Origin of the sequence: Catenulispora pinisilvae (genome assembly GCF_015356865.1) — a bacterium.
GTDB classification, from domain to species: Bacteria; Actinomycetota; Actinomycetes; order Streptomycetales; family Catenulisporaceae; genus Catenulispora; species Catenulispora pinisilvae.
Genome location: NZ_JAAFZA010000128.1, coordinates 1 through 21,796, shown reverse-complemented (window position 1 = coordinate 21,796; position 21,796 = coordinate 1). Strand labels below are relative to the sequence as shown.

The following is a 21,796-nucleotide window of genomic DNA, read 5'->3' as shown; positions in this document are numbered from 1 at the left end:
CTTTCCGGTGGGGCGAGGTCCATTCGCCCCACCGGAAAGCCACAGCCATGAGTACCACACCGGCCCGCCTGCCGAGGAGATCGCTGTGGAGAGCAATAGAGAGAACGCGGTGGTCCGTCGTGGTGCGCGGGCCCGCGCGGTGGCGGCGTTCTTGGCCGCGACGCTACTTGTCGGCGTCTGGGTGGGTTCCGGGAGCGGAACCGCTGAGGCGGACAGCGGATCCTGGTCGGTACAGCCCGCGCCGAAGCCGGGTTCGCCGGCCGGCGCGCGCCAGTACTTCATCCTGGAGGGCCGCCCCGGTACGACGCTGCAGGACGGGCTCGCAGTGTCCAACTACACCGATCACCCGATCACGTACTACGTCTACGGCGCCGACGGCTACAACACCCCCGGGGACGGCCAGTTCGCGCTGCGGGACCACGGCTATCCGATGAGCGGCGTCGGCTCCTGGGTGCGCGCCGCGTTCCCCACGATCACCGTCCCGGCACAGACGTCCACTGTTGTGCCGATCTCTATAGCGATTCCCGCGAACGCCTCTCCAGGCGACCATGTCGGCGGAGTCTCAGGGATGGATACCGCTGTGGAGAGCGTGCAGCAGCAGGGCGACATCCGGGTCGGTATCAAACGTGTGGTCGCGGCCCGACTCTATGTGCATGTCGACGGCCCGGCGCTCGGCGGGCTGACGGTCACGGATCTGAAAGTCTCGGGTTCTGCATCATTCCCGGCCTATGTGAGTGACAGTGACGGCACGGTTACTGCGACGGTCACTAATAGCGGCAACTTGCTGGAGTCCCCTAAAGCGCATCTCCGTGCGACGGGAATCTTCGGCACGCTGATAGACCGGACGGTTCAGCTTCCACAGATCCTGCCGGGACAGAGCATCCATTTTTCCCAGTCGTGGAAGAACATGCCGCCCTTTGAGATCGGCACTCTGCATCTCGCTGTCACGGACGACTCCGCTTCTGCCCCGGTGACATCGGCCGCGGCCGTGTCGCTGATGCTGGTTCCGTGGCTCACGCTGCTGGTTCTCGCGCTCGCGGGGCTCGCGATCCTGGTGGGGCTGGTGTTCTGGCGGCGGCGCCGGAAGGGTTCCGCACAAGTCCGCGTCCGGCCCGAGCCGACGAAGGCCGCGGCCCCCTGATGCGCGGGCCGGCCGTAGCCGCCGTGGTGGTACTCCTCGCCGTCCTGTGCCCAGGGTCTCCGGCAGCTCATGCGACCGCTGACGGTCCCACCCTGACGTTGTCCCAGGACACGGCGAAGCTGGGGGACCATATTGGGGTGACCGGGAGCGGGTTCCCTATAGGGGCGCAGCTACAGGTCGAGATATGCGGGACCGGGGGATCGTCGAACTCCTGCGCCATCGCGGCGGCGGTGGACGCGACGGCGGACGTCCACGGCGGCTTCCACCAGAGCCTGCCGGTGGTGGAGCCGCCGACACCCTGCCCGTGCACTGTGCATGCGGCGTCCTACGCCGGTACCGCCGCAGGTCCCGTGGACACCCCGATCAGCATCCCCGGCCTGCGCTACCTGCCGCCGGCGGCACCAGCCGTGGCCGTGGCCGGGACGGCGCAGCTGACGGACGCCACCGCCGTCCCCGACTCCCCGTTCCTGACCCAGCTCGGGGCGGACGGCTCGGCGCGCGTCACGCTGACCTTCGCCGATCTCGGCGGCGGTCCGGCCCCTGATCCCGGCGTGACGCTGACCCTGTCGCGCGGCGGTGCGCAGGTCGGACGGTATCCGGTGGTCTGGACCGGCGGCGCCCTGGCGCCCGGCGGACGCAGATCACTGGTGTACGAGCTCTCGCTGCCCGGCGGCTGGTTCCGCGACTACGAGATCGGGGTCGCGCTGGGTCCGACGGCCGAAGGGGTCACCGTGCGCACCCTGTCAGCGGCCGTACGGCCCTGGGGCGAGGTCCTGGCGCCGCTGGTGCTGTTCTGCGGCCTCGGGTGCCTGTTCGGCGCCCGCAGGCGCGGTACGGCCGTCCCAGAGCCCTTCCCGGCCTCGCCGGGGATCCCGTCGCCGGCCCCAGAACCCGAAAACGCGACGGCTGAGACGCCTGAGACTGTTGAGAACGGACCCTCATAACCGTGGAGGCCGGCCCATGTCAGCGCAGCCGCTCGGCCAGCTCCCTGGCCACGGACGCCGCACGCGTCCCATAGTCGGATCCGTACAGCGCCGCGTGCACCAGCAGCGGATGCAACTGGTGCAACGGCACCCGCTCCTGCCAGCCGTCGGCCAGCGGGTGCACCTCGTCGTAGGCCGCGATGATCCGGTCCAGATACGGGGGCGGGAACAGCGCCAGCATCGCCAGGTCGGTCTCGCGGTGGCCGCCGTGCGCCGCCGGGTCGATGAACCAGCCCTCGCCCCGGCCGTCCCACAAGATGTTCCCGCTCCAGGCATCGCCGTGGATCCGCGAGGGCCGCTCCTCCTCACCGGCCAGGAAGTCGATGCGGGTGCACACTTCCTCGATCACCTGTGCGCCCTCGGCGTCCAGGTGGCCGCGGTCGCGGGCCAGACGCACGTAGGGGAGCACCCGGCGCTCGACGTAGAAGGTGGCCCAGTCGTCGTCGCCGCCGTTGTCCAAGGGGAGGACCGCGATGTAGCCCGGCCAGTCGGCGCCGAAGCCGTGGGCGCCGCGGGCATGCAGGGAGGCCAGCCGCCGGCCGAACTCCTCGGCGCCGTCGGGCGTCGGGCGCCCGGGCGCGATCCACGACGTCACCAGGATGTCCTCGGCCACTCCCAGCACTTCGGGCACCCGCACGCCGCCGGAGGCGCCGTCGGCGGCGACCGCCTCCCGCAACCAGCGCAGCCCGGCCGCCTCGGCGTCGAAATACCCCGGACCCGCCACCTTCTCCGCGTGCTCCAGCGTCTTGACGAACGCCGCCCCGCCGCTGAAGAACTGTATGCGGTACGTCTTCCCGAAGGAGCCGCCTCCGACTGCGGCCACGCCGAGCACGGCCCTGTTCAGCAGGGCGGCCACGCGGTCCGCGACAGTACTCGCCATATGGCGATCGTAGCCGCAGGTGGCGCCGTTGGACGTAGCCCGCCACCACCGCCGTCGGCCGGGCCGGCCGGTTTCTCAGCGCTTGACGTCGTCCGGGAGCATCGCGTGCAGGGCGATGGAGACCACGCTGATCACCAGCGCGCCGATCAGCGCCGACCCGATGCCGTCCACGTGGAAGCGCACGTCGTAGTGGTCGCAGATCTTCGAGGTGAGCAACAGCATGAGGGCGTTGATCACGAAGGTGATCAGGCCCAGGGTGAGGATGAACAACCCGAACGTGGCGATCTGCACCAGCGGTTTCACCAGCGTGTTCACCGCGGCGAAGACGATCGCCACGATCAGCACGGTGATCACCTTCTCCCTGGTGGCGTTCGGGGCGCTCGGGGCGACCACGATCTTCACGCCGGACACCAGCAGGGTGGTGACCCACAGGGCGACGCCATTGATACCGATCTTCAGGAGCAGCTTCTTCACGGCGGCATGCTCGCACGGTCCGATATCGACAGTCGAGGGGTTGACACAGAGCCGATCTTCATCAAGAACGGAAGAGGAAAGCACACATCGACCGGCCCGGCCGGACACCCTCCGCGTTCTTCGGTGCGCTCACTGTGGCGTAAGGAGGACTTCAGGAGGACTCGCGGGCTTGCCGAGGTCACAGCTTTCTAAGAAATCGACCGCGGATGCTCCGTACATTCGCGTGTACCCGTACTCTGGCAAGACAGACGTTGACTGGATTCCGTCATCGTCCACTGATGTCGCCTGATCGGCGGATGCAGAAGGCTGGTTTCACGCCTGGCTATCAGGGTCGGTATCCCACGAACGGCCCTGAATTGGTTCATGAAGGGTTTTGCCGGATATGCTCACACCATGACTGCGGTGGAACAGCGGCTCGGCCACAAGGTCAAGAGCCTCGAACAGGAACTCAGCGGGGCCAAGGACGCCGTGCTTCGGCCGATGGGCGTGACGGTCCCCCAGTACACGGCCTTGCTCGTCATCAGTGACGAGCCCGGCATCAGCGGCGCGGAGTTGGCTCGGCGATGCCTTGTCACTCCCCAGACGATGACCACGGTCCTGGGAAACCTGACCCTCAAGGGCTACATCGAGCGTCGCTCGGTGCCCGGCCAGGGTCGGGCGATGGAGACCACGATCACCACGGCCGGCAAGCGGATCCTGGCCAAGGCGGACAAGGAGGTGCTGGCCGTCGAGAAGACACTGGCCGGCACCATGGCCGTCAAGGACCAGGCGACGTTCGCCAAGCTGCTGGACCAGGCGCGTGCCCCCTTCAGCAAGGAGGAGGTCGCCCCGAAGCCGGTGAAGCGGGCGGTGCGGACCACGGCCAAGAAGACGGCGAAGAAGGCCCCGGCCAAGAAGACCGCGGCGGCCAAGGCCGCCCCGGCCAAGAAGGCAGCGGCCAAGAAGACCGTGAAGAAGGCGGCCGCGAAGAAGACCGCCAAGAAGACGGCCAAGAAGACCGCACGCTGAGCCACCCGGCTCAGGCGCGGCGACAAATCGGCAAGATCCCTGCTAGTAGGGCCCGGCGCGAAGGCGCCGGGCCCGAAAGATTGCAGGGGTCTTTTTTTCGTGCCCGGCACGCTTGGGGAGCGCGCTGCGCGGGCACGCACATCAGTGCACTGTCCACACATCAGTACTTTGAGCAACATCGGCACCGGGTATCTCAACATCCTCAAAAACATCTGTCGTACCACTGGCACCATGCGCCTCACCCGTCCCAGTACCCGCCGGGCGCGGTCCGGACGAGACGGAACCGGCGACCTTAGTAGCTTGCCAACGCGACATATCGCGTGGTTACCTGGGAACTAGAACCCTCGGCCACGACGTTGAGTGGTACAGGACCTTCGGTTCTGGAGAAAACGACAAGGACAAGGTGGGGTCGCAATGCCCTTCTGGCTCAAATGGGTCGCACTACCGATCGCGGGCATCGTGGTCAGTTTCTGGATCATCAGCGCGATCGTGGGCTTCATCCTGCACGGCATCGTGACCCTGGTCATCGCCGCCGCCGTCGTCGGCGCGCTGTACTGGGGATACCACAAGGTCATGATGGAGATTCCGGCCTACCGCCGGAAGAAGCTGCGCGACAAGCAGCGCAAGGGTCTCTACTAGAAGACCCGCGGCCGGCGACGCCGGCACGTCAGAGGGGTGTGGTGTGTCCAGTGCGACCTGTGTGACGAACGCTGCTCGGTGTGCGTAGGGGGAAACCCTGAGGCCCGAGTGAGCCGGTGGAACTGGTGAGACCCGCATAACGCGGGTCTCACTGTCGTTCCTTCCCTCTGGCAGGGCTTTTACTCGCGGCGCCGACCAGCGTGCGCCGGCCGGAGCCCGGCCCGACGCGGGTGATCGTGAACCAGAGTCCTGCGATCCAGGCGGTCTCCAGTCCGGAGGTCGCGAAGTCCCAGAACGGCGAGACCACCAGGAGCACCAGGAAACCCAGCGGCAACACCAGCCGCGGGCCCTCGGGTCCGCCGAGGCGGAGCTGGAAGCGCCGGGTGGTGAACAGTGCGAGCCCGGCGCCGGTCACGGACAGGACCAGCCCGAGCCACACGGCGATGCGTGCCACGTCGCCGCCGGTGATCCAGCCGGCCAGCGCGAGCAGGTAGGTCCACAGCGTGCTGGTGTCGGCTTCGGTCCGCTCGACCTGGTTGAACACCGGGCCGTGAGCGGCCAGCAGCTGCCGGACGGTGCGGACGGTGATCAGGCCGTCGTCGGTGATCCAGCGCCGGTGGTAGGCGAGGAAGGCGAAGGCCGCCAGGGCGGCGGACAGGGCCGCGATCGAGAGCCGGCCGGCGTCGATCTGTGTCGTGATCGTGGCCAGTCGGGCTGATACGGGTTCTGGTGCCTCTGTTGTGTCGGTGGATTCAGTGATTTGTTCGGGTTCTGCGATACCGCTGTCGGTGTCTACGTGCTCTACCGCATCGGTCCGGTGCCGGCCGGGATCGACAACGTGTGGGGCCGGCGGCCGCAGTGAATCGCCGGCCGCCGGGAACTCGGCTGTCGGGAGCTCGGCCGCCGGCCCGGCACCTGCTCAGCCGATCTACCCGGCCTGGTAACTGAGCAGATCCCCGGGCTGGCAGCCGAGCTCCCGGCACAGTGCGGTCAGGGTGCTGAAACGCACGGCCTTCGCCCGGCCGTTCTTCAGCACCGACAGGTTCACCACGGTCACCCCGACCCGGTCGGCGAGCTCGGTCAGCGTCATGTCGCGCTCGGCGAGCAGCCGGTCGAGGTGGACGCCGATGGAGTGGGCGTCGGCGTCGTCCGGTGGCATCAGACGACGCCCTCCAGGTCCTCGCGCATCTCGGTACCGACGCGCATGATGCGGGCCAGGGACAGCAGGGCCAGGCCGGCGAACAGCGCGCTCCACCCCGGGAGCCACTGGATCTCTGACCCGCCGTTTGCCATGGTGTTCCACAGTTTACGGTTCGCGGAGACCGTGATCGTCGGGCCGAGGACCGACTCGACCAACAGGAACCAGCCGAGGACCCGCAGCCGGGTCGCGATGCCGGGGCTGTAGAGGCCGAAGCGTTCGGCGTGCCGGAGCACCAGATAGGTCAGCAGTACCACGGTGAGGACCGTGATCATCCCGGGGAACTGGCCGAGCGAGTACCACCAGCGCTGGCCGGCGGTCGCCTTGTCGGCGCACAGCTGAATGGTGCCCGGGTTCGCGTTCACCCCGGTGTGGAGCTGCATCCACTGTGACGGCTGGATTTGAGAGCCGGTGTTCTTGCTGGTCGTGCAGATGAAGGCCCGCCGCCCCCAGCCGAGGAGGCTGTTCATGCCGAACAGGGTGCTGATGATGCCCCACGCGTTACCCAGGACCAGCAAGCTGAGCACCATCCCGTTGATGGTCGCCAGCGGCTCCAATGGGTTCCGGACCCTGTTCCTGTTCGCCAGCACGCCCCGCATGACCGCCCCCGTATCGAATCTCGATGTTATCGATAAACGATGCCATCGATAATCGATAACCACAACTCCCTGACCCGCCGGGCCGCGCAATCGCCACCCCGCCCGGTGTTGACGCCGATCAAGGGGGGCGCGCTACGGTGTCCCTGCAAACCACATACACGCGGGAGCTCGGGCGAACCGGGCTGAGAGGACGGCTGGCGCCGTCGACCGCCGAACCTGTCCGGGTAATGCCGACGTAGGGAGCGCAGCCATGACGGCTGTCAACGACGTGTCCACCTCGTCTGAATCCTCCGAATCATCCGCTTCACGCAAGACCTACCTGCCCTCCGCTGCGCGCGCGGACCTGCGCATCCCCATGCGGGAGATCGCGCTGACCAACGGCGACTCCGTCGTCCTCTACGACACCTCCGGCCCCTACACCGACCCCGAGGTGCGCACCGACGTGCGCTTCGGCCTGCCCGCGCTGCGCGGTCCGTGGGTCGCCGAGCGCGGCGACACCGAGGAGTACCAGGGCCGCACCTGGCAGCCGACCGACGACGGGCTGAAGACCGCCGACCTGCGCAATCTCGACGCCGTGTTCTCCGGCGGGCGCAAGCCGCTGCGCGGGGCCGAGGGCCGGGGCGCGGTCACCCAGCTCGCCTACGCCCGGCGCGGGGTGATCACCGCCGAGATGGAGTACATCGCGGTGCGCGAGGGGCTCAGCGCCGAGTTCGTGCGGGACGAGGTGGCGCGCGGCCGGGCGGTGATCCCGGCCAACGTGAACCACCCCGAGGCCGAGCCGATGATCATCGGCCGCAACTTCCTGACCAAGGTGAACGCCAACATCGGCAACTCCGCGGTGGCCTCCTCGATCGAGGAGGAGGTGGACAAGATGGTGTGGGCCACGCGCTGGGGCGCCGACACCGTGATGGACCTGTCCACCGGCCGCAACATCCACACCACCCGGGAGTGGATCCTGCGCAACAGCCCGGTCCCGATCGGCACCGTGCCGATCTACCAGGCGCTGGAGAAGGTCAACGGCAAGGCCGAGGAGCTGTCCTGGGAGGTGTTCCGGGACACCGTGATCGAGCAGTGCGAGCAGGGCGTGGACTACATGACGATCCACGCCGGCGTGCTACTGCGCTACGTCCCGCTGACCGCGACCCGCAAGACCGGCATCGTCTCGCGTGGCGGCTCGATCATGGCCGCCTGGTGCCTGGCGCACCACGAGGAGAACTTCCTCTACACCAACTTCCGCGAGCTGACCGAGATCCTGGCGCGCTACGACGTCACCTACTCCCTCGGCGACGGCCTGCGGCCCGGCTCCATCTACGACGCCAACGACGCGGCCCAGTTCGCCGAGCTGACCACGCTCGGCGAGCTGTCGAAGATCGCCCGCGAGCTCGGCGTGCAGGTGATGATCGAGGGCCCGGGCCACGTCCCGATGCACAAGATCAAGGAGAACGTGGAGCTCCAGATGGAGCTGTGCGACGAGGCGCCGTTCTACACCCTCGGCCCGCTCACCACCGACATCGCCCCCGGCTACGACCACATCACGTCCGCGATCGGCGCGGCGATGATCGGCTGGTACGGCACCGCGATGCTCTGCTACGTGACGCCGAAGGAGCACCTGGGCCTGCCCAACCGGGACGACGTCAAGCAGGGCCTGATCGCCTACAAGATCGCCGCCCACGCCTCGGATCTGGCCAAGGGCCACGAGGGCGCGCAGCGCTGGGACGACGCGCTGTCCGACGCCCGCTTCGAGTTCCGCTGGGAGGACCAGTTCAACCTCGCGCTGGACCCGGACACCGCCCGCGCGTACCACGACGAAACGCTCCCGGCCGTCGGGGCGAAGACCGCGCACTTCTGCTCCATGTGCGGCCCGCACTTCTGCTCCATGAAGATCACCCAGGACGTCCGCAAGTACGCCGAGGAACACGGTCTGGAGACCGACGAGGCGCTGGCCGCCGGCATGGCCGAGAAGTCGGCGCAGTTCGCGGCCTCCAGCCACGAGGGCGTGTACCTGCCGCTGGTGGACTGAGCCGAGGGGCTGGGTCCAGGGGGCTGAGCGCAGGGGGCTGAGCCGACAGACAGACCAGCGCCAAAGCGAACAGGGCCCGCATATACCGGAGATGATGCGATATATGCGGGCCCTGTGATGTGCCGACGGTGACCCACCATACACGGGTTTCGTCAGAGCGTTGCCATACCGCCCGGAACACCGCGACGCTGGTGCCCATGGCATCCTCCCCTGCATGGACCGCGCCCGCGGTGGACCGGCGCGAGAACATCCCGTTCGACACCGAACGCGAGAGCCTGGACCACTTCCTGGACTGGCAGCGCGAGACGCTGCTCTGGAAGTGCGCGGGGCTGACCGGCGAGCAACTGGCCTCTCGGCCGCTGCCCACCACCGAGCTCTCACTGGCCGGCCTGATCCGGCACATGGCCGCGGTGGAGCGCTGGTGGTTCCGCATCCACTTCCTGGGCCAGAAGTCGCTGGAGATCCTTTACGAGACCGAGGAAGACCGCGACAGCGACTTCCACGCGGCCGATGCCGACAGTGCCGAGGCCGACTACGCGATCTACCTCGAAGAGGTCGACCAGGTCCGGCGGGCGATCGCCGGCCACGGCCTGGACGAGATGTTCGAGAGCCGGCGCGGGCGGATGCTGACGCTGCGCTGGGTCTGTCTGCACATGATCCAGGAGTACGCGCGCCACGCCGGGCACGCCGATCTGCTGCGGGAGGCGATCGACGGGACGACCGGGTACTGAGCGGCGTCCGGTCGCGCGCCAGCAACAGACCTGCTCCGAAGCCGGTTCGCGCGGGACTCGGCTGTTCCGGCGCCAGTGCCTGGCCGCCGGTCGCGCCGGTCGAACTGATCGTGCCAGTAGAGCTGGGCTGTTCCGAGGCTGGTGCCGGTGCCTGGCCGCTGGTCGTTCCGGCCGCATCGGTTGAACCGATGGTGCCGGCAGGACTCGGCTGTTCCGGCGCCAGTGTCCGGCGGCCGGTCGCATCGCTCCTACTGACCTGCGCGATCGCGCAGCTCCCGGTCCCGGCGTGCCTTGGAGAAGCCGCGGCTACTGTAGTCCCCATGCCAAGCCCCAGGCCCGCGATCCGTCCCAGGCGCGCACTCTGTACCAGGTCCGCGACCTATGCCAGCACAGCGCTCGCCTTGGCCCTGTCCGTCATGCTCTCCGCGTGCGGTGGGGGCTCCACTCCGCCGCCGTTGTCGCCGGTGGCGTCCGGATCCTCGAGTGGGGCCGCCGCGACCGGCAGTGCCCAGGGCTTCGTGGTGCCCGGCGTGCCGGATCCGTGTGGGCTGATCCCGGCCGACCAGGTGGCCAATATCGGGCACCTGCCCGATGGTTCGAAGTCCGGCGCCATAGCGTCTATGAGCGGTGGCCGCAGCTGTGCCTACAACTCCGGGCATCCGGACATGGTCACCATCTCGCTGACCGCGGTCACCAAGGGCGGCTTCGACGCGTTCCGGGCGACCATCCCGGCGAGCACCATCACCGATGTTTCGGGGCTGGGCGATGAGGCCTACCGCAGCAGCCAGACCCCGGGCGTGATCGACGTGTTCAAGAACGGCTTCGACCTGAATATCGCGGTGATCCACGCTGACAGCTACGCCAGTGCCTCCGATGATGCCAAGGCACTGGCGCAGGCGGCCGTCGGCAAGGTCTGAGCCGGCGGAAGGATCGAGGGCCGGTCAGGCCTTCTTCGACGCAGACGGCGACGGTGACGGCGAAGCCTTCGGCGCGGCCGGCGCACCCGGCGGCGCGGGCACCGCGGGTGCGTTCTTGTCCGGCACCGGCGGCAGCCCGACCAGCGTGTTCTGGTACGCCACCACCTGCTGCCAGGCCCGGGCCTGGGCGTTGGCCGAGGCCAGGTTCGGCGGCAGCCAGAGGTCCTTCACGGTCTGGGTCGAGTAGCCCAGGGCCTTGAGGTCGCTCTGGCTCGGCATCCACATCGTGGCGCCGGGCGCCGCGCTGCCGCCGGGCACCTCGCGGAGCTGGGCGTCCATCGCGGCGTGGAATTTGGCGGCGTCCAGCCCGGAGTCGGTGTAGAGCTTGGCTTCGGCGCTCTGTTGCTGTGCGGTGGCGGTGCCGGTCTCGCTCAGGTCCGGCACGTAGCCCAGCCACGAGCCCGAACCGGTGCCGCGCCGGGACGCGGCGGCCGGGAACCAGTAGTCCGCGCACGGGCCCGCGCACGCCCCGTCGATCAGCAGGCTGAGCTTGCGGTCGTGGATGGTCTGGCCGATGGCCAGGCCCTGGGCCAGGTCGCCGCCGGTCACCGTGACCCGCACGGTGTTCGCGCCCGAGCCCAGCGCCGAGGCGAACTGCGCGGCGCTGTCCGGGGTCACCGTGCCGACCAGCGCGAGCGTGCCGCCGTCGCGCGTCCAGTGCCCGGCCGCGTGGCCCTTGGTCACGGAGTCGGCGGTCGGCAGCGCGCCGATCTTGTAGGGATCCGGCTTGGCGGACGTGCCGGAGCAGCCGGCCAGCAGCGCGGCGGCGGCGACCGCGGTCAGGCCGAGGCCCGCGCATGCCGGGACCCCGCGGGATGTCAGGAATCTGCGCATACCGCCCATATTGGCGCCGCGCGCGGTCCGGGCCGGGGAGACTCGCCGCCGCCGGGCGCACAGGTCACCGTGCCGGGGCGTCCGCGGTGCGGCCGGGCGGGAAAGGTTGTCCGGCGGGCACGCCGCGATGGCGCGGCGTCGGCCGCGGCGCGTGCCGGTCCGGCCGCCCCGGGCGGACCCTCCTCAGCCCTGCGGCCGCGGCGGTATCGACGGCAGCGGGCTGATCAGGCACGGACCCCCGAGGAACGTCCCGGTGTCCATGTTCACCGCGCGCCCCTCGGCGTAGATCATCGGCCCGGTGATGTCCTCGGCCGGGATGTCGAACACCAGCGGGATCGGCGAGTGCCCGTGCACGATCTGCGAGCCGCCGTACTCGGCCAGGAACTCCAGCGCGTTGGTGCCGTCGTCGGCGAACGAGAACCGGGCGGTCACCAGGTGCGTGAGCCGGTCCCAGGCCTCCAGGTCGGTGTACTCGCGCAGGACCGCCTGCACCGTGGCGTTCACCGTGGCGATGTCGCCGCCGAGCTCGCGGTAGGTGATGGTGTCCGAGTGCACCAGCAGGTGGTCGTCGACCAGCGCCATCGCCGGAAGCGATGCCAGCCACTGCGCGTGCTCCTCGGTCAGGGCGCGCAGGTCCTTGGGCTGGCCGCCGTTGCCGAGCCACCGCTCCTGGAACTTGTCCGCGCCCGGACCGGTCAGCCGGTAGGACGCCAGCAGCATGACCTCGTGGTTGCCGAGCAGGCAGTCGACGCGCCCGCCGTGCTCGGGGGCCTGCTTCTGGAGCCGCATCACGGTGTCGATGACGCCGATACCGTCCGGCCCGCGGTCGAACAGGTCGCCGAGGAACCACAGCCAGGCCGAACCCGCGGCCCACTCGCCGTCGGCGTCGGTGATCCCGCTGCGGAACAACGAGGCCTGCAACTGCTCCGCACAGCCGTGCACGTCGCCCGTGACGTAGACCGGCCCGGCGGGCACGGGTCCGTTGATCCCGACCATCGCGTCGAGCGTCAGGTCCATGGTGTCGTCGATCTCCAGGGTCATGGCCAAGGGATCGCCTTCGGGCATCGGCGGCGTCATGCAGGCCAGGCTAACGACAATGTGGCTTGTAGGTACACATCGGTGGCGGCCCGGGTTTGCCGAGAAGTCGCCGTAAGCGAATAGCACTGCGCCGGGCATGCACATCGGAGTACGGTCGGTGACGAGGAGAGTGGTCTTCAGTGGCGTTCCGGGAGTTGAAGCCGGAGAGGGCCGCGGCGGGGAGCAGTCTGCGGACTGTCAACGCCAGCGTGCAGTCGGCTTGGGCCGCTCAACGCAGGAAACGCATCAAGAATTCGCTGTGGTGGGCGCTGCCCATGATCGTGGTGTGCGGGATCATCGGCTCGGCGATGACCCGCCGCGGATATTTCGGTGTGGGCTTCGCGGTACTGGTGGGACTGGCGTTGGCCGACGTGGCCTACACCAAGCCCGGACACGTGAGCCTGGCCGGCCGGCGCGCCTCCGGCGAGGCGGCCACCGCCCGGGCGATCAAACCTTTGAGGTTCCAGGGCTTCACCGCCCTGCACGACCGCAGGCTGGCCGCCAACGCGGTGTCCGGGATCCCGCCGGTGGACATCGAGCACCTGCTGATCGGCCCGGCCGGGGTGTTCCTGCTGGACTCCAAGAACTGGACCTCGGGCCCAGCGCCGCAGATGATCGGCAACAAGCTGTTCGTCGGGATGGACGACCGGGAGTCCACGCTCAAGCGGCTGGACCTGGAGGCCCAGAACCTCACCAGCGCGCTGGGCCGGAGCCTGCCGTACGGGGTCAAGGTGGAGCCGGTCCTGGTGGTGCACGCCAAGGACCTCCAGCCGACCCCGCGTTTTCTGGAGGGGGTCACCATCCTGCTCCCGGACCAGCTGATCCCGACCTTCAGCAAGATGCGCCAGGTGATGACCGCGACCCAGGCCGCGAAGCTGGCCGGCACCCTGGACACCCTGCTGCCGACCCGGACCGGGGACAAGGCGATCCGGAAGTGAGCGCGGCGGCCGGCGCCGCGCGCTGAACCGGGTCAGCCGCGCTCTGGGGCAACCCTGCTCTGCCCGCCTCGCCGCGCTCTGCGCAGCCCTGCTCCGCGTTAGCCGTGCTCCGGGTCAGCGTTGCACCCGGTCAGCCCTGCTCCGCGCCGCCCGGCGCCTCGATGTCGCCCTCGACGAACGGTTCCAGCGCCTCCAGGCTCCAGGTCAGCTCGCCGCTCTCCAACTCCGCCACCACGCCCTGGATCCACCGCAGCTCGGCATCGGTGACCGCGACCAGGTACTCGTCGTCCAGCAGCGTCACCTTCGGCAGGCCGTACCCCCGGGCGTCGGCCAGCCCCTGCTTCGCCTCGGCCAGCGTCTTCGCCACCGCGTCGTGCCGCTCGCGCAGCGCGGCCAGCACGGCGTCCGGTCCCAGCACCATCAGGAAGGACAGCGCGGCGGGGAACTCCGGGTACTCCGGCCGCGGCACGCGCACGATGTCGTCGATCCACGCCTGCGCCGCCTCCCGCCCGGCGTCGGTGAGCTCGTAGACGGTCCGCTCCGGGTACTGCTGGTCGCGCTCGGTCTCCCGGACCGCGATCAGCCCGGCCGCGGCCAGCCGCTCCATCGTCTTGTACAGGCTCGCGCGCTGGCCGACGTTGACGACGTTCTCCTTGCCCCATTCCTTGAGCAGCCGCTGCACGCCGTACGGGTGCAGCGGCTTGTAGCCGAGAAGGGCGAGGACCGCGAGGGCCAGCGGGGAGCGGCGGGTCGCGGCCGCCGCCGGGGTCTGAGCTGCTGCCATGCCGTCATCATAGCCATCGGAAGACTAGTTACAAGATGTCTAGTTGACATGAAACTAGTGTCAGTGACACTATCGAATCAACGCACCGAACCCCGGCCCCTCCCAGAGGGCAGAACCCGAGGAGCATCCGAGATGACCAGCACGAACTCCACCGCCGCAGCCACCACCCGCACTGTCGCCGAGGCCGCCGCCGAACCGGTCCGTCTGCACGCCGACCACACCGCGGTCAAGCGCTTGGGCGACTGGAGCACCGCCGAGCGCTTCGAGGTCCGGGCCCGCCGCGGCTCGGTCGTTCTCGACCTGCGCTCGCCGCGCCTGCCGGCCGGCGAACTGGTCGTCGACCTGGACCTGGACCGGGCGATGGTGAAGCTGTTGCTGCCCGACGACGCGGTCGTCGACCAGCGCGACATCGCCTGGAGCGGCAGCGGCAAGGTGAAGGACGGCGTCGGCCAGCAGAACGCGCGCAAGGGCGAACCGGCCGAGGCCGCCGACGGCGTCCGCCGGATCCGGCTGACCGGCCGGATCCACAGCGGCGAGGTGCGCGTGGCGCGCGGCGGCGTGGCGATGCTCGCGGCGATGTTCAGCCGCGAGTACGTCCAGGACGTCAAGAAGGCCCGGCGCGAGGGCGCCTGGCCGACCGTGGACGACCCGACCCGCGCCCCGAAGAACGCCTGATCGCGGACGCCTGGGCACCTGGGCACCTGGGCACCTACCAGACCACGCGACAGAAGCGGCGCGCCCCCATCACTCGGGAGGCGCGCCGCTTCGGCGTTCGCCGGACGGTGTCAGCCGTCTGCGGTCATCGGCTCATCGGACGACGATCCCGATGGACCCCAGACACGTGGAGGTGTTGTTGTTGGCCCCGGTAGCGGAACCGAAGAAGCCCGTCACCTCCTGGCTCTGCGGACTCGCGGCCCGCAGGTTGAAGGTCTGGACGTTCGAGGTCGAGGCCCCGCTGCCGAAGACCTCGCTGACCGCACCGCTGCGCTGGTGGAACTGGATCTTGGTGATGTACCGGCCGCCGTACCAGGTCCCCCACTCGCCGGAGATCCCGACCAGCGGGTCCTCCTCGCTGAAGGTGAGCGTCGTCTTCGGCGCGCTGCCGACCGGCACCCCGTTGCCGCCGCGGAGCGGGTCGGCGGTCCCGTCCCCGTGGGTGGCGTGGATGCCGTCGATGATCTCGCCGTGGTAGACGTCGATGCCACCGATCCGCTGGGTCGAGGACGTGTCGTCGAACGGGCTTCCCGGGGCGCCGGCCGGACCGAGCCGCACCGCGGGTGCCGCCGGGTCGTTCTCCGACGTCCGGGCGTGCGGGCCGGCGTACCGCCACAGCGGTTCCCAGTAGGCCTTGAGCAGTTCGCCCACGGCCTCGGGGCCCTCGATGAGGTAGTTGAACTCCGACAGGGATCCCGGGTACAGGTTGTCGGACCCGACGACGTAGGCCTCGTCGTCGATGATCATCAGCTTGGAGTGGTTGCCGGGCGCGGACGGGACCTTGTCGTAGACATAGCCGCTCGCGTTGAGGACGGAAGTCGCCGCGCTCCCGATCACGCCCTTGTTCGGGGGCTGCTCGCTCAGCGGCGGTTGTTTGAGAGTGGCCGTGTATCCGTCCTTGGAGAGCCCGGGCCACTTGTAGGTGTCGCCCTCCACGTTGTTCGCCGGGGGTACGGCGTCGGTGTAGTAGAAGGGTGCGACCGCCAACCGGCTCAGCGCCTCGGCGCGGGCCCCGCCCGGGTCCGGCAACACGGCATCGGTCTGGACGTCGTGCGTCATGTAGTACCGCATCAGGTCGAAGGTGCGGACCGCGCCGGACCCGAAGGAGTACTGGTCGCCCTCGGCGCCGGCCCCCGCGTCCAGCGGCGAGACGACCACCTGCACGGTCAGTTCCTTGGTGGCCAGCAGCGCCTGGATGAGCCACTGGCACACGACGTGGTCCGACCAGTTCTTCTTCCACGCGCTGATCAGGTCCATCTGCGACATCTTGATGGTCCGCTTCGCGCCCAGGATCAGCTGCTGCTTCATCAGCTCGGACCCGTTCTGGAAGTCCGTGCCGTCGCGCCAGTACTTGCCCACCGCCAGCATCCCGGTGGCCGGCTTGTACTCGTTGAGCGCGTCGTACTCCGTGTACATCACCCGGATCGGGAAGACGTCCGCGGTGAGACCGGGGAGCGTCTGGAGATCCTGGCCGCGGATGTCGCCGGGCGCGGGGCCGGTGGGCGGCACGATCACCGTCTGGGCGGGCTTGGGGTCCTCGTCGTGCAGCTTGACGATCGCCGCCTGCTGGTCGCTGATGTACTTGACGGCCGCCGGCGTGGTGAGCGGGTTGCTCGGCCGGGAGGTGGCGGGGTCGCGGTTCTGCCACGTCAGCTTCGCCGGATCCAGCTGCTCGGAGCTGAGCAGGTCGTTGCCGACCGCCCACAGCTGGTCCAGGTAGCTCTGGGCGCCGGCCGCCCCGGGGCCGTGGACGACGACAGAGGCGTCGTGGACCGGCGGGTAGCTGCGGAACAGGTCCATGTTCAGGTTGTGGCCGCCGGCCAGCGCGGTCGTCCCGTCGACGACGACGATCTTGGAGTGGTTCCAGGTCATCTTCGTGTCGTCGCTGGAGAACATGCTGTCGTTGCCGAAGACCTTCAGCTGGAGCGCGTCCAGGAAGCCTTCCCGGAGGCGGTAGAACCGGCCCAGCCAGATGTCCGGCGGCTTCTCCCAGGACTGGCTCCGATCCCGCACCAGGCGGATCAGGGCCTGCTTGAAGAGCGTGTAGTTCGTCGGCTCGCCGACCGGCACCATCGGTGTCTGGCCGAACATGAACCGGAACTGGGTCGGGGCGGTCCGGCCCGAGCGCGCGCTCAGCGCGGTGTCCATGGCGCCGATGATGACGCCGGCCCAGTCCGGGTCCGGGCAGTTCAGCGACGATATGTCGCAGCGGTAGAACGACTTCTGGACGCACTCCTCCAGCGCCCGCTCGAAGTCGGCCTGTCGGGCCCAGGACTGCTCCATGATGCCGGGGCCGAACGGCTGTCCCCAGACCCGCGGGGTGTCCATCAGCCGGACGTAGCCGCGTCCAGAACGAGCGCTGAAGTAGCCCTTCACCTTCTGTTGCACACTGTCGATCTCAGTCATGGCTTTTCTCCCTCTCGTCTACAGGAACGTCCAGTTGACCCATCCGCCGTCTTTGCTGGCGGCGGCTGTGACGGGGTAGGGCTGCCGGTACGGCGGGTCGCCGACCACGTCCTCGAGGTAGTACGTGTTCCACGGGATGCTCCCGGAGATCGAGGACACGCGCCGGACGTACGGACGCAGCGGTTTCACGCTGTCCCGCAACGGACCGCCGGCCATCGCGTCGAGCTGTGCGTGGTCGAGGTGGATCTCCTGCCGCAGCTGGAGCGCGGCTTGATCGACGGCCGACTTCGCGGCGAAGACCGTCCCCCACTCGGTGAGGTAGGCCCGGGCCAGCTTGTAGACCAGCTGTCCGACCCGCCCGACGCTCGGGCTGAGGTTGGCCGGGTCGTACTGTCCGTCGGCGGTCGTGTTGCCGGCGACCGTCCCGTGCCGCCCGCGGCACGCGAACAGCTTGTACTCGGTGGGCTGCGTCGCGCCGCTCTTGGGCGGCGCCAGCGGGTCGGTGAGCTGGTAGTTGTCGGCCAGACTCATCCAGTCGCCGCCCAGCGTCAGGGTCTGGGTGCTCCCGGCCATCCGCGCGTTGGGCCGCGGCACCACGCCGTTGAACCCGGTGTCCAGGTGGTCCCACGCGGTGACGCCGACGTAGGAGGCGACGTTCGGCGGGAGCTGGGTGAGGATCCCGTACCAGGTGCCCGGGCCCGGCACCGGGTCGATCGCGAGGATGCGCACCGGGATGTTCTTCACCTCCGGCGTGCCGTACGCCTGCAGGAACCAGGCGGCCATGACGCACTCCACCGCGCCCCGGCTGTGCCCGATGAAGTTGTACGCCGTCGCCCCGCTGGCCGCCGCGAGGTTCGCGCCGTGCAGCGCGAGGGCCGCGGCCTCCCAGCCGGTGAGCTGTGAGGTCGTCGAACGCCGGTCACCGCCGGAGTACTTCTGCGCTTCGTTGAGCAGATCGCTGGGAACCTTGAGCGGACCGCTGAGCATCAGCGGCTCGCTGGTGTTCCCGGGCTGGCTCCAGTCGTTCTGTCCCACCCCGCGCACGGTCACGCTGGGCCCGGTGGCGTGCAGATCGCTGGAGATCTCCTTGTGGATGCGGACCGGGATGTAACCCGTCGTCGGGTCGTAGATCCGCAGATCGCTGTCACTGCGTGAGGCCTCACCCTCGTCCCGGGTGCAGGCCGTCCCGCAGAAAGACACGGTGAACACGGTCATTCGATCGCCCTTCCCTTCACTGAGCTGGGCTTTTTCACTCTTTGTGAGCGGAGCGTATCTCGGTATCACCGGCCATCACAGACATCAGGGAATGATTCAGTCAGGTATATCGGAACCCTGACATAAAGGTCTTCATCCCGCGACTACGAGCCCTGATATGCCGGTCGACCCCTGTTCTGCGACGACTGGCCGATCCGGGCCGGAATAGCGAGGAACCCCTAGGTGAATTGCGAAGATGATCTATATAGGGGGTACCTCGTATACCGGAGACGGCGGCAGCGGCGTTGGATGGGCGGGCCAGCTGTGGGCCCGGTAGGCCGCGACGCAGGATTCTGCGAGGATCCGGGTTTTGACCGTTCCTTGATTTGGTCTCGGCTACCGCCGATGCAGGGCGCCCCCTACGCTTGCCGCGTGAAAAACGGAATCCGCGAACAGGGGGGCGACATGAGTTGGAAGCATGTCCAGTCCTGGGCGGACAAACACCCGGTCCCCTCCGTGGTGATCGGCGGAGCCGCGGCCGTCATCGTGCTCGGCCTGGTCGCCCTGCTGGTCTGGAAGCTGCACGGCAAGGACCGCTCGGTCAAGGTCCGCGGCCTGGTGGCGCTCGGGACGCTGATGGCCACCATGGTCCAGGCCTCGGGTATGTGGCACTTCTTCGGCGACGTCATGCACATGTCGCTGGCGTACAAGATCGTCATGTTCCCGTTCCTGGAGATCCTGATCCTGGCGTTCGGCCTCAAGGCGCTGGAGAAGGCCGAGGAGGCCGGCAACTGGCTGATCTACGCCGCGATGCTGTGGATCCTGGCGATCTCCTCCGGCGGCATGTCGGCCTCCGACTCCTCCGGATTCCGTGAGGGCCTGTTCCGACTCCTGGTCGCGGTGGTCATCGCCGTCCTGTGGACGCTGGACCTGCTGGACCTGTGGCTCAAGGCCCGCAAGAAGAAGGCCGACGAAGCGGGCCGGCCGCTGGAGAAGGTCCGGTGGCGCTTCACCCCGCGCGAGCTCGGCATCCGCCTCGGTCTGGCCTCGGCGGACGACTCGACGCTGTCCGACCTGGACGCCAACCGGCACTTCGAGCGCTACCTGCGGATCTCGGACAAACTGAGGATCCTCAAGGAACACAACGCCCGGGACGGCGCGATCCACCGCATCGCCGCCCGCGAGGCGAAGGCCAAGGCCCGGCTCCAGCGGCACGCGCGCCTGCACGCCGATCCCAGCGCCCTGATGAACGCGCTCGGCGCCCAGGCCGTGGCGGACGCCCAGGTCCGGCTCGGCATCGACGAGGCGCAGACCGAGCTCCGCCAGGCCCAGCAGCGGGCCGAGCAGAGCGCGGCCGAGGCCGACCAGCTCAACGAACTGCTCAGGACCGAGCGGGACGCCGCGGGCAAGGCCGCACAGGAAGCGGCGGCGAAGATCGAAGAGCTCGCCGCGTCGCTGAAGGCCGACCAGGCGGCGGCGGCCTCGGCGGCGGAGCAGGACCGGTCCGAACTCGCCAAGCAGCTGTCCGAACTGCGCGCCGAGCTGGAGGCGGCCCGAGCCCGGACCGGCGAGGCGGATCTCGAAGTCGAGAAGAACCTGCGGGCGCGGCGCGAGTTGGTCGCCGACCTGGAGATCGAGCGACGCGAGCGGATCCACATCGAGGAGCTGCGGACCCAGGACGACAAGAACGCCAAGCGCCGAATAGCCGATCTGGAACGCGCTCTGGACGACCTACGCTCCACTCGTCAGATCCCCGCCGATGCCCCGGCCCCCGGCCCGGCCCCGGCGACGATCCCCGCGCAACGACCGGCGCCGACCGCTGCTCCCGGGCCGGGCCCGGAGGCGGCCGAGGCATCGGCGATCACGGTCAACGGCTCGAACGGTTCCGGCCGCCAGACGGCGAAGCAGGCCTTCTATCAGGCCGCCGATCAACTGACGGACGAAGGCGCCGACGCCGACCATCCACTGTTGAGCGCGCACGGTCCCACCCGCCACGCCGCCGCCCGCGAACTCGTCGACTCGCTGGGCTACAGCGACACCGCGAACCAGACGGTCCGGCGCTATGCCAAGGCGTATCTCGAGGAGAGGACGTCGGAGGCCAGCTCGCGTTAGCAGCCCTCGAATATCGATGCCGTGCCGCGCGGCGGCCAATCCGTGCACGCTCTCAGCCCTCAGCTCCCGCGTCGATCGCCGAGAACGCCGCGGCCTGCGGCGGCGGGAACCCGGCCGCGGTGCTCACCGCCGACTCCAGGAACTCGTCGATGGCGTCCAGCGCCAGCCGGATCGCGCCCAGGCTGACCGAATGGTTGCCGAGCGAGGAGACCTCGACCGCGGGGATGCGGGAGTAGGTGAACTCGTCGATGTAGCGGCGCAGCGGCTTCAGCAGTGTCTCCCCGGCGCGGATGTTGCCGCCGCCGACGACCACCATCCGCGGGTCGACCGCCAGCGCCAGGGCCGCGATCCCGAAGGCGAGGCCTTGGCTGAACGCGTCGACCGCGGCCACCGCCTCGTCGTCGCCCTGGGCCGCGAGGGCGAAGACCTCCTCCCGCGAGCCCACGCGGCCTTCGACCCGTAACGCCTCCAGCCGGGACGGCGCGTCCGCCCAGCCGACCTTCGCCAGGGCCCCGATCTCGCCGGCGCCGCCGGCGTGCCCGCGGTAGAGCCGGCCGCCCAGCAGCAGGCCGGCGCTCGTCCGGTTTCCGGAGTGCACGAACACCATGTCGTCCACATCCTGTGCGACTCCGCACCAGTGCTCTGCGACGGCCGCGAGGTTGCAGTCGTTCTCCAACAGCACTGGGCAGCCCAACAGGGTTCTCAGACGCGCGGCCAGGTCCGGTTCCGGGCCGCCCTTCCTCTGCACCACCTGCTCGACGCGGCCCCGGTGCACGATGCCGGGGACCCCGACCGCGGTCACCCAGACGTCCGACAGGGTGCGTCCGGCCTTCTCAAGGGCCTGCGAAGCCGTCGCCAGGATCGTGGCGTCCCGGGACCGCACCGCCGACGCCGAATCCGTCGCGGCCGACGCGGTGGCCGCCGAGGGCACTGCCCGATACGCCGATCCCAGCGGCTCGCCGCGCAGATCCGCCACGGTCGCCACGATGTTGTGCGGCCCCACATCGACGCCGAGCAGCGTCCCGGCCTCGGATCTGAGCCGATAGTGACGCGCCGGCCGCCCGGCGCCGGGGTGCCCGCCCTGCCC

General features: G+C 69.3%; 22 protein-coding genes. 11 read left to right on the top strand and 11 right to left on the bottom strand.

Annotated elements, in window-relative coordinates; translation table 11 throughout:
- The first annotated feature begins 7 nt into the window (after positions 1–7).
- Entirely contained in the window at positions 8–1,141 is a 1,134-nt protein-coding gene (locus IZR01_RS29545; protein ID WP_194925762.1) for a WxL protein peptidoglycan domain-containing protein, read from the top strand.
- A gap of 137 nt (positions 1,142–1,278) precedes the next feature.
- A complete protein-coding gene (locus IZR01_RS29540; protein ID WP_194925761.1) occupies positions 1,279–2,085 on the top strand; it encodes a hypothetical protein in 807 nt (268 codons plus the stop codon).
- Positions 2,086–2,104: 19 nt separating this feature from the next.
- On the opposite strand, the gene IZR01_RS29535 is transcribed toward IZR01_RS29540, so the two are convergent.
- Positions 2,105–3,004, bottom strand: a complete 900-nt coding sequence (locus tag IZR01_RS29535; protein WP_194894200.1) for a fructosamine kinase family protein — start codon at positions 3,002–3,004, stop codon at positions 2,105–2,107.
- Between the two features lie 75 nt (positions 3,005–3,079).
- Positions 3,080–3,478, bottom strand: a complete 399-nt coding sequence (locus IZR01_RS29530) for a phage holin family protein (RefSeq protein WP_194894199.1) — start codon at positions 3,476–3,478, stop codon at positions 3,080–3,082.
- 393 nt (positions 3,479–3,871) lie between these two features.
- Here IZR01_RS29530 and IZR01_RS51130 point away from each other — a divergent pair, with 393 nt between their 5' ends.
- Both IZR01_RS51130 and IZR01_RS29520 read left to right on the top strand, forming a co-directional pair.
- Positions 3,872–4,486, top strand: coding sequence for a MarR family winged helix-turn-helix transcriptional regulator (locus tag IZR01_RS51130; RefSeq protein WP_228554541.1), 615 nt, complete (start codon positions 3,872–3,874; stop codon positions 4,484–4,486).
- 414 nt (positions 4,487–4,900) lie between these two features.
- Positions 4,901–5,125, top strand: coding sequence for a DUF5326 family protein (locus IZR01_RS29520; RefSeq protein ID WP_194894198.1), 225 nt, complete (start codon positions 4,901–4,903; stop codon positions 5,123–5,125).
- A 148-nt stretch (positions 5,126–5,273) separates the two neighbouring features.
- Here the strand turns inward: IZR01_RS29520 and IZR01_RS29515 are convergent, their stop codons facing one another.
- Entirely contained in the window at positions 5,274–5,669 is a 396-nt protein-coding gene (locus IZR01_RS29515) for a hypothetical protein (protein WP_194925760.1), read from the bottom strand.
- Between the two features lie 6 nt (positions 5,670–5,675).
- On the opposite strand from IZR01_RS29515, the gene IZR01_RS29510 reads away from it, so the two are divergent.
- The gene (locus tag IZR01_RS29510) at positions 5,676–5,843 is read left to right on the top strand and encodes a hypothetical protein (RefSeq protein WP_194894196.1); all 168 of its coding nucleotides are present in this window, start codon (positions 5,676–5,678) and stop codon (positions 5,841–5,843) included.
- A gap of 210 nt (positions 5,844–6,053) precedes the next feature.
- Here the strand turns inward: IZR01_RS29510 and IZR01_RS29505 are convergent, their stop codons facing one another.
- Complete coding sequence (locus IZR01_RS29505) at positions 6,054–6,284, bottom strand: helix-turn-helix domain-containing protein (RefSeq protein ID WP_194894195.1); 231 nt, start codon at positions 6,282–6,284, stop codon at positions 6,054–6,056.
- Positions 6,284–6,853: a DUF2975 domain-containing protein gene (locus IZR01_RS29500; RefSeq protein ID WP_194925759.1), complete on the bottom strand. Its 570-nt coding sequence runs from the start codon at positions 6,851–6,853 to the stop codon at positions 6,284–6,286. The genes IZR01_RS29505 and IZR01_RS29500 overlap by 1 nt, the downstream gene beginning before the upstream one ends.
- 319 nt (positions 6,854–7,172) lie before the next feature.
- Between IZR01_RS29500 and thiC the strand changes: the two genes are divergently transcribed.
- The 3 genes from thiC to IZR01_RS29485 all read left to right on the top strand — a co-directional run bounded on the left by thiC (position 7,173) and on the right by IZR01_RS29485 (position 10,590).
- Positions 7,173–8,942 (top strand): phosphomethylpyrimidine synthase ThiC, encoded by a 1,770-nt coding sequence (gene thiC, locus IZR01_RS29495; RefSeq protein ID WP_194894193.1) that lies wholly within the window; start codon positions 7,173–7,175, stop codon positions 8,940–8,942.
- A gap of 197 nt (positions 8,943–9,139) precedes the next feature.
- On the top strand, positions 9,140–9,673 hold the full coding sequence (locus IZR01_RS29490; protein WP_194925758.1) for a DinB family protein: 534 nt from the start codon (positions 9,140–9,142) through the stop codon (positions 9,671–9,673).
- Positions 9,674–10,074: 401 nt separating this feature from the next.
- Positions 10,075–10,590: a DUF3558 family protein gene (locus tag IZR01_RS29485; RefSeq protein ID WP_194894191.1), complete on the top strand. Its 516-nt coding sequence runs from the start codon at positions 10,075–10,077 to the stop codon at positions 10,588–10,590.
- 24 nt (positions 10,591–10,614) lie between these two features.
- Here IZR01_RS29485 and IZR01_RS29480 read toward each other — a convergent pair whose 3' ends face one another.
- Entirely contained in the window at positions 10,615–11,484 is an 870-nt protein-coding gene (locus IZR01_RS29480) for a hypothetical protein (protein WP_194894190.1), read from the bottom strand.
- A 183-nt stretch (positions 11,485–11,667) separates the two neighbouring features.
- A complete protein-coding gene (locus IZR01_RS29475) occupies positions 11,668–12,561 on the bottom strand; it encodes a metallophosphoesterase family protein (RefSeq protein ID WP_228554540.1) in 894 nt (297 codons plus the stop codon).
- A 140-nt stretch (positions 12,562–12,701) separates the two neighbouring features.
- Here IZR01_RS29475 and IZR01_RS29470 point away from each other — a divergent pair, with 140 nt between their 5' ends.
- The gene (locus tag IZR01_RS29470) at positions 12,702–13,499 is read left to right on the top strand and encodes a nuclease-related domain-containing protein (protein ID WP_194894189.1); all 798 of its coding nucleotides are present in this window, start codon (positions 12,702–12,704) and stop codon (positions 13,497–13,499) included.
- A 130-nt stretch (positions 13,500–13,629) separates the two neighbouring features.
- Here IZR01_RS29470 and IZR01_RS29465 read toward each other — a convergent pair whose 3' ends face one another.
- Positions 13,630–14,283 carry a PadR family transcriptional regulator gene (locus IZR01_RS29465; RefSeq protein ID WP_194925757.1) on the bottom strand — a complete coding sequence of 218 codons (654 nt, stop codon included), beginning with the start codon at positions 14,281–14,283 and terminating at the stop codon, positions 13,630–13,632.
- 132 nt (positions 14,284–14,415) lie between these two features.
- On the opposite strand from IZR01_RS29465, the gene IZR01_RS29460 reads away from it, so the two are divergent.
- The gene (locus IZR01_RS29460; RefSeq protein WP_194925756.1) at positions 14,416–14,958 is read left to right on the top strand and encodes a hypothetical protein; all 543 of its coding nucleotides are present in this window, start codon (positions 14,416–14,418) and stop codon (positions 14,956–14,958) included.
- Positions 14,959–15,090: 132 nt separating this feature from the next.
- Here IZR01_RS29460 and IZR01_RS29455 read toward each other — a convergent pair whose 3' ends face one another.
- Positions 15,091–17,403: a jacalin-like lectin gene (locus IZR01_RS29455; protein ID WP_228560487.1), complete on the bottom strand. Its 2,313-nt coding sequence runs from the start codon at positions 17,401–17,403 to the stop codon at positions 15,091–15,093.
- An 18-nt stretch (positions 17,404–17,421) separates the two neighbouring features.
- Positions 17,422–18,618, bottom strand: a complete 1,197-nt coding sequence (locus tag IZR01_RS29450) for a Tat pathway signal protein (RefSeq protein WP_194894186.1) — start codon at positions 18,616–18,618, stop codon at positions 17,422–17,424.
- 444 nt (positions 18,619–19,062) lie between these two features.
- On the opposite strand from IZR01_RS29450, the gene IZR01_RS29445 reads away from it, so the two are divergent.
- A complete protein-coding gene (locus tag IZR01_RS29445) occupies positions 19,063–20,709 on the top strand; it encodes a hypothetical protein (protein WP_194925755.1) in 1,647 nt (548 codons plus the stop codon).
- A gap of 52 nt (positions 20,710–20,761) precedes the next feature.
- Here IZR01_RS29445 and IZR01_RS29440 read toward each other — a convergent pair.
- Positions 20,762–21,796, bottom strand: a 1,035-nt coding sequence (locus tag IZR01_RS29440) for an ROK family protein (protein WP_194925754.1), incomplete at its 5' end; no start/stop codon positions are given.

Coding starts and splice junctions, on each gene's coding strand:
- IZR01_RS29535 (WP_194894200.1), bottom strand. CDS start 3,004: ATGGCGAGTACTGTCGCGGACCGCGTGGCCGCCCTGCTGAACAGGGCC.
- IZR01_RS51130 (WP_228554541.1), top strand. CDS start 3,872: ATGACTGCGGTGGAACAGCGGCTCGGCCACAAGGTCAAGAGCCTCGAA.
- IZR01_RS29520 (WP_194894198.1), top strand. CDS start 4,901: ATGCCCTTCTGGCTCAAATGGGTCGCACTACCGATCGCGGGCATCGTG.
- IZR01_RS29505 (WP_194894195.1), bottom strand. CDS start 6,284: ATGCCACCGGACGACGCCGACGCCCACTCCATCGGCGTCCACCTCGAC.
- IZR01_RS29500 (WP_194925759.1), bottom strand. CDS start 6,853: ATGGTGCTCAGCTTGCTGGTCCTGGGTAACGCGTGGGGCATCATCAGC.
- thiC (WP_194894193.1), top strand. CDS start 7,173: ATGACGGCTGTCAACGACGTGTCCACCTCGTCTGAATCCTCCGAATCA.
- IZR01_RS29490 (WP_194925758.1), top strand. CDS start 9,140: ATGGCATCCTCCCCTGCATGGACCGCGCCCGCGGTGGACCGGCGCGAG.
- IZR01_RS29480 (WP_194894190.1), bottom strand. CDS start 11,484: ATGCGCAGATTCCTGACATCCCGCGGGGTCCCGGCATGCGCGGGCCTC.
- IZR01_RS29475 (WP_228554540.1), bottom strand. CDS start 12,561: ATGACGCCGCCGATGCCCGAAGGCGATCCCTTGGCCATGACCCTGGAG.
- IZR01_RS29465 (WP_194925757.1), bottom strand. CDS start 14,283: ATGGCAGCAGCTCAGACCCCGGCGGCGGCCGCGACCCGCCGCTCCCCG.
- IZR01_RS29460 (WP_194925756.1), top strand. CDS start 14,416: ATGACCAGCACGAACTCCACCGCCGCAGCCACCACCCGCACTGTCGCC.
- IZR01_RS29455 (WP_228560487.1), bottom strand. CDS start 17,403: ATGACTGAGATCGACAGTGTGCAACAGAAGGTGAAGGGCTACTTCAGC.
- IZR01_RS29450 (WP_194894186.1), bottom strand. CDS start 18,618: ATGACCGTGTTCACCGTGTCTTTCTGCGGGACGGCCTGCACCCGGGAC.
- IZR01_RS29445 (WP_194925755.1), top strand. CDS start 19,063: ATGAGTTGGAAGCATGTCCAGTCCTGGGCGGACAAACACCCGGTCCCC.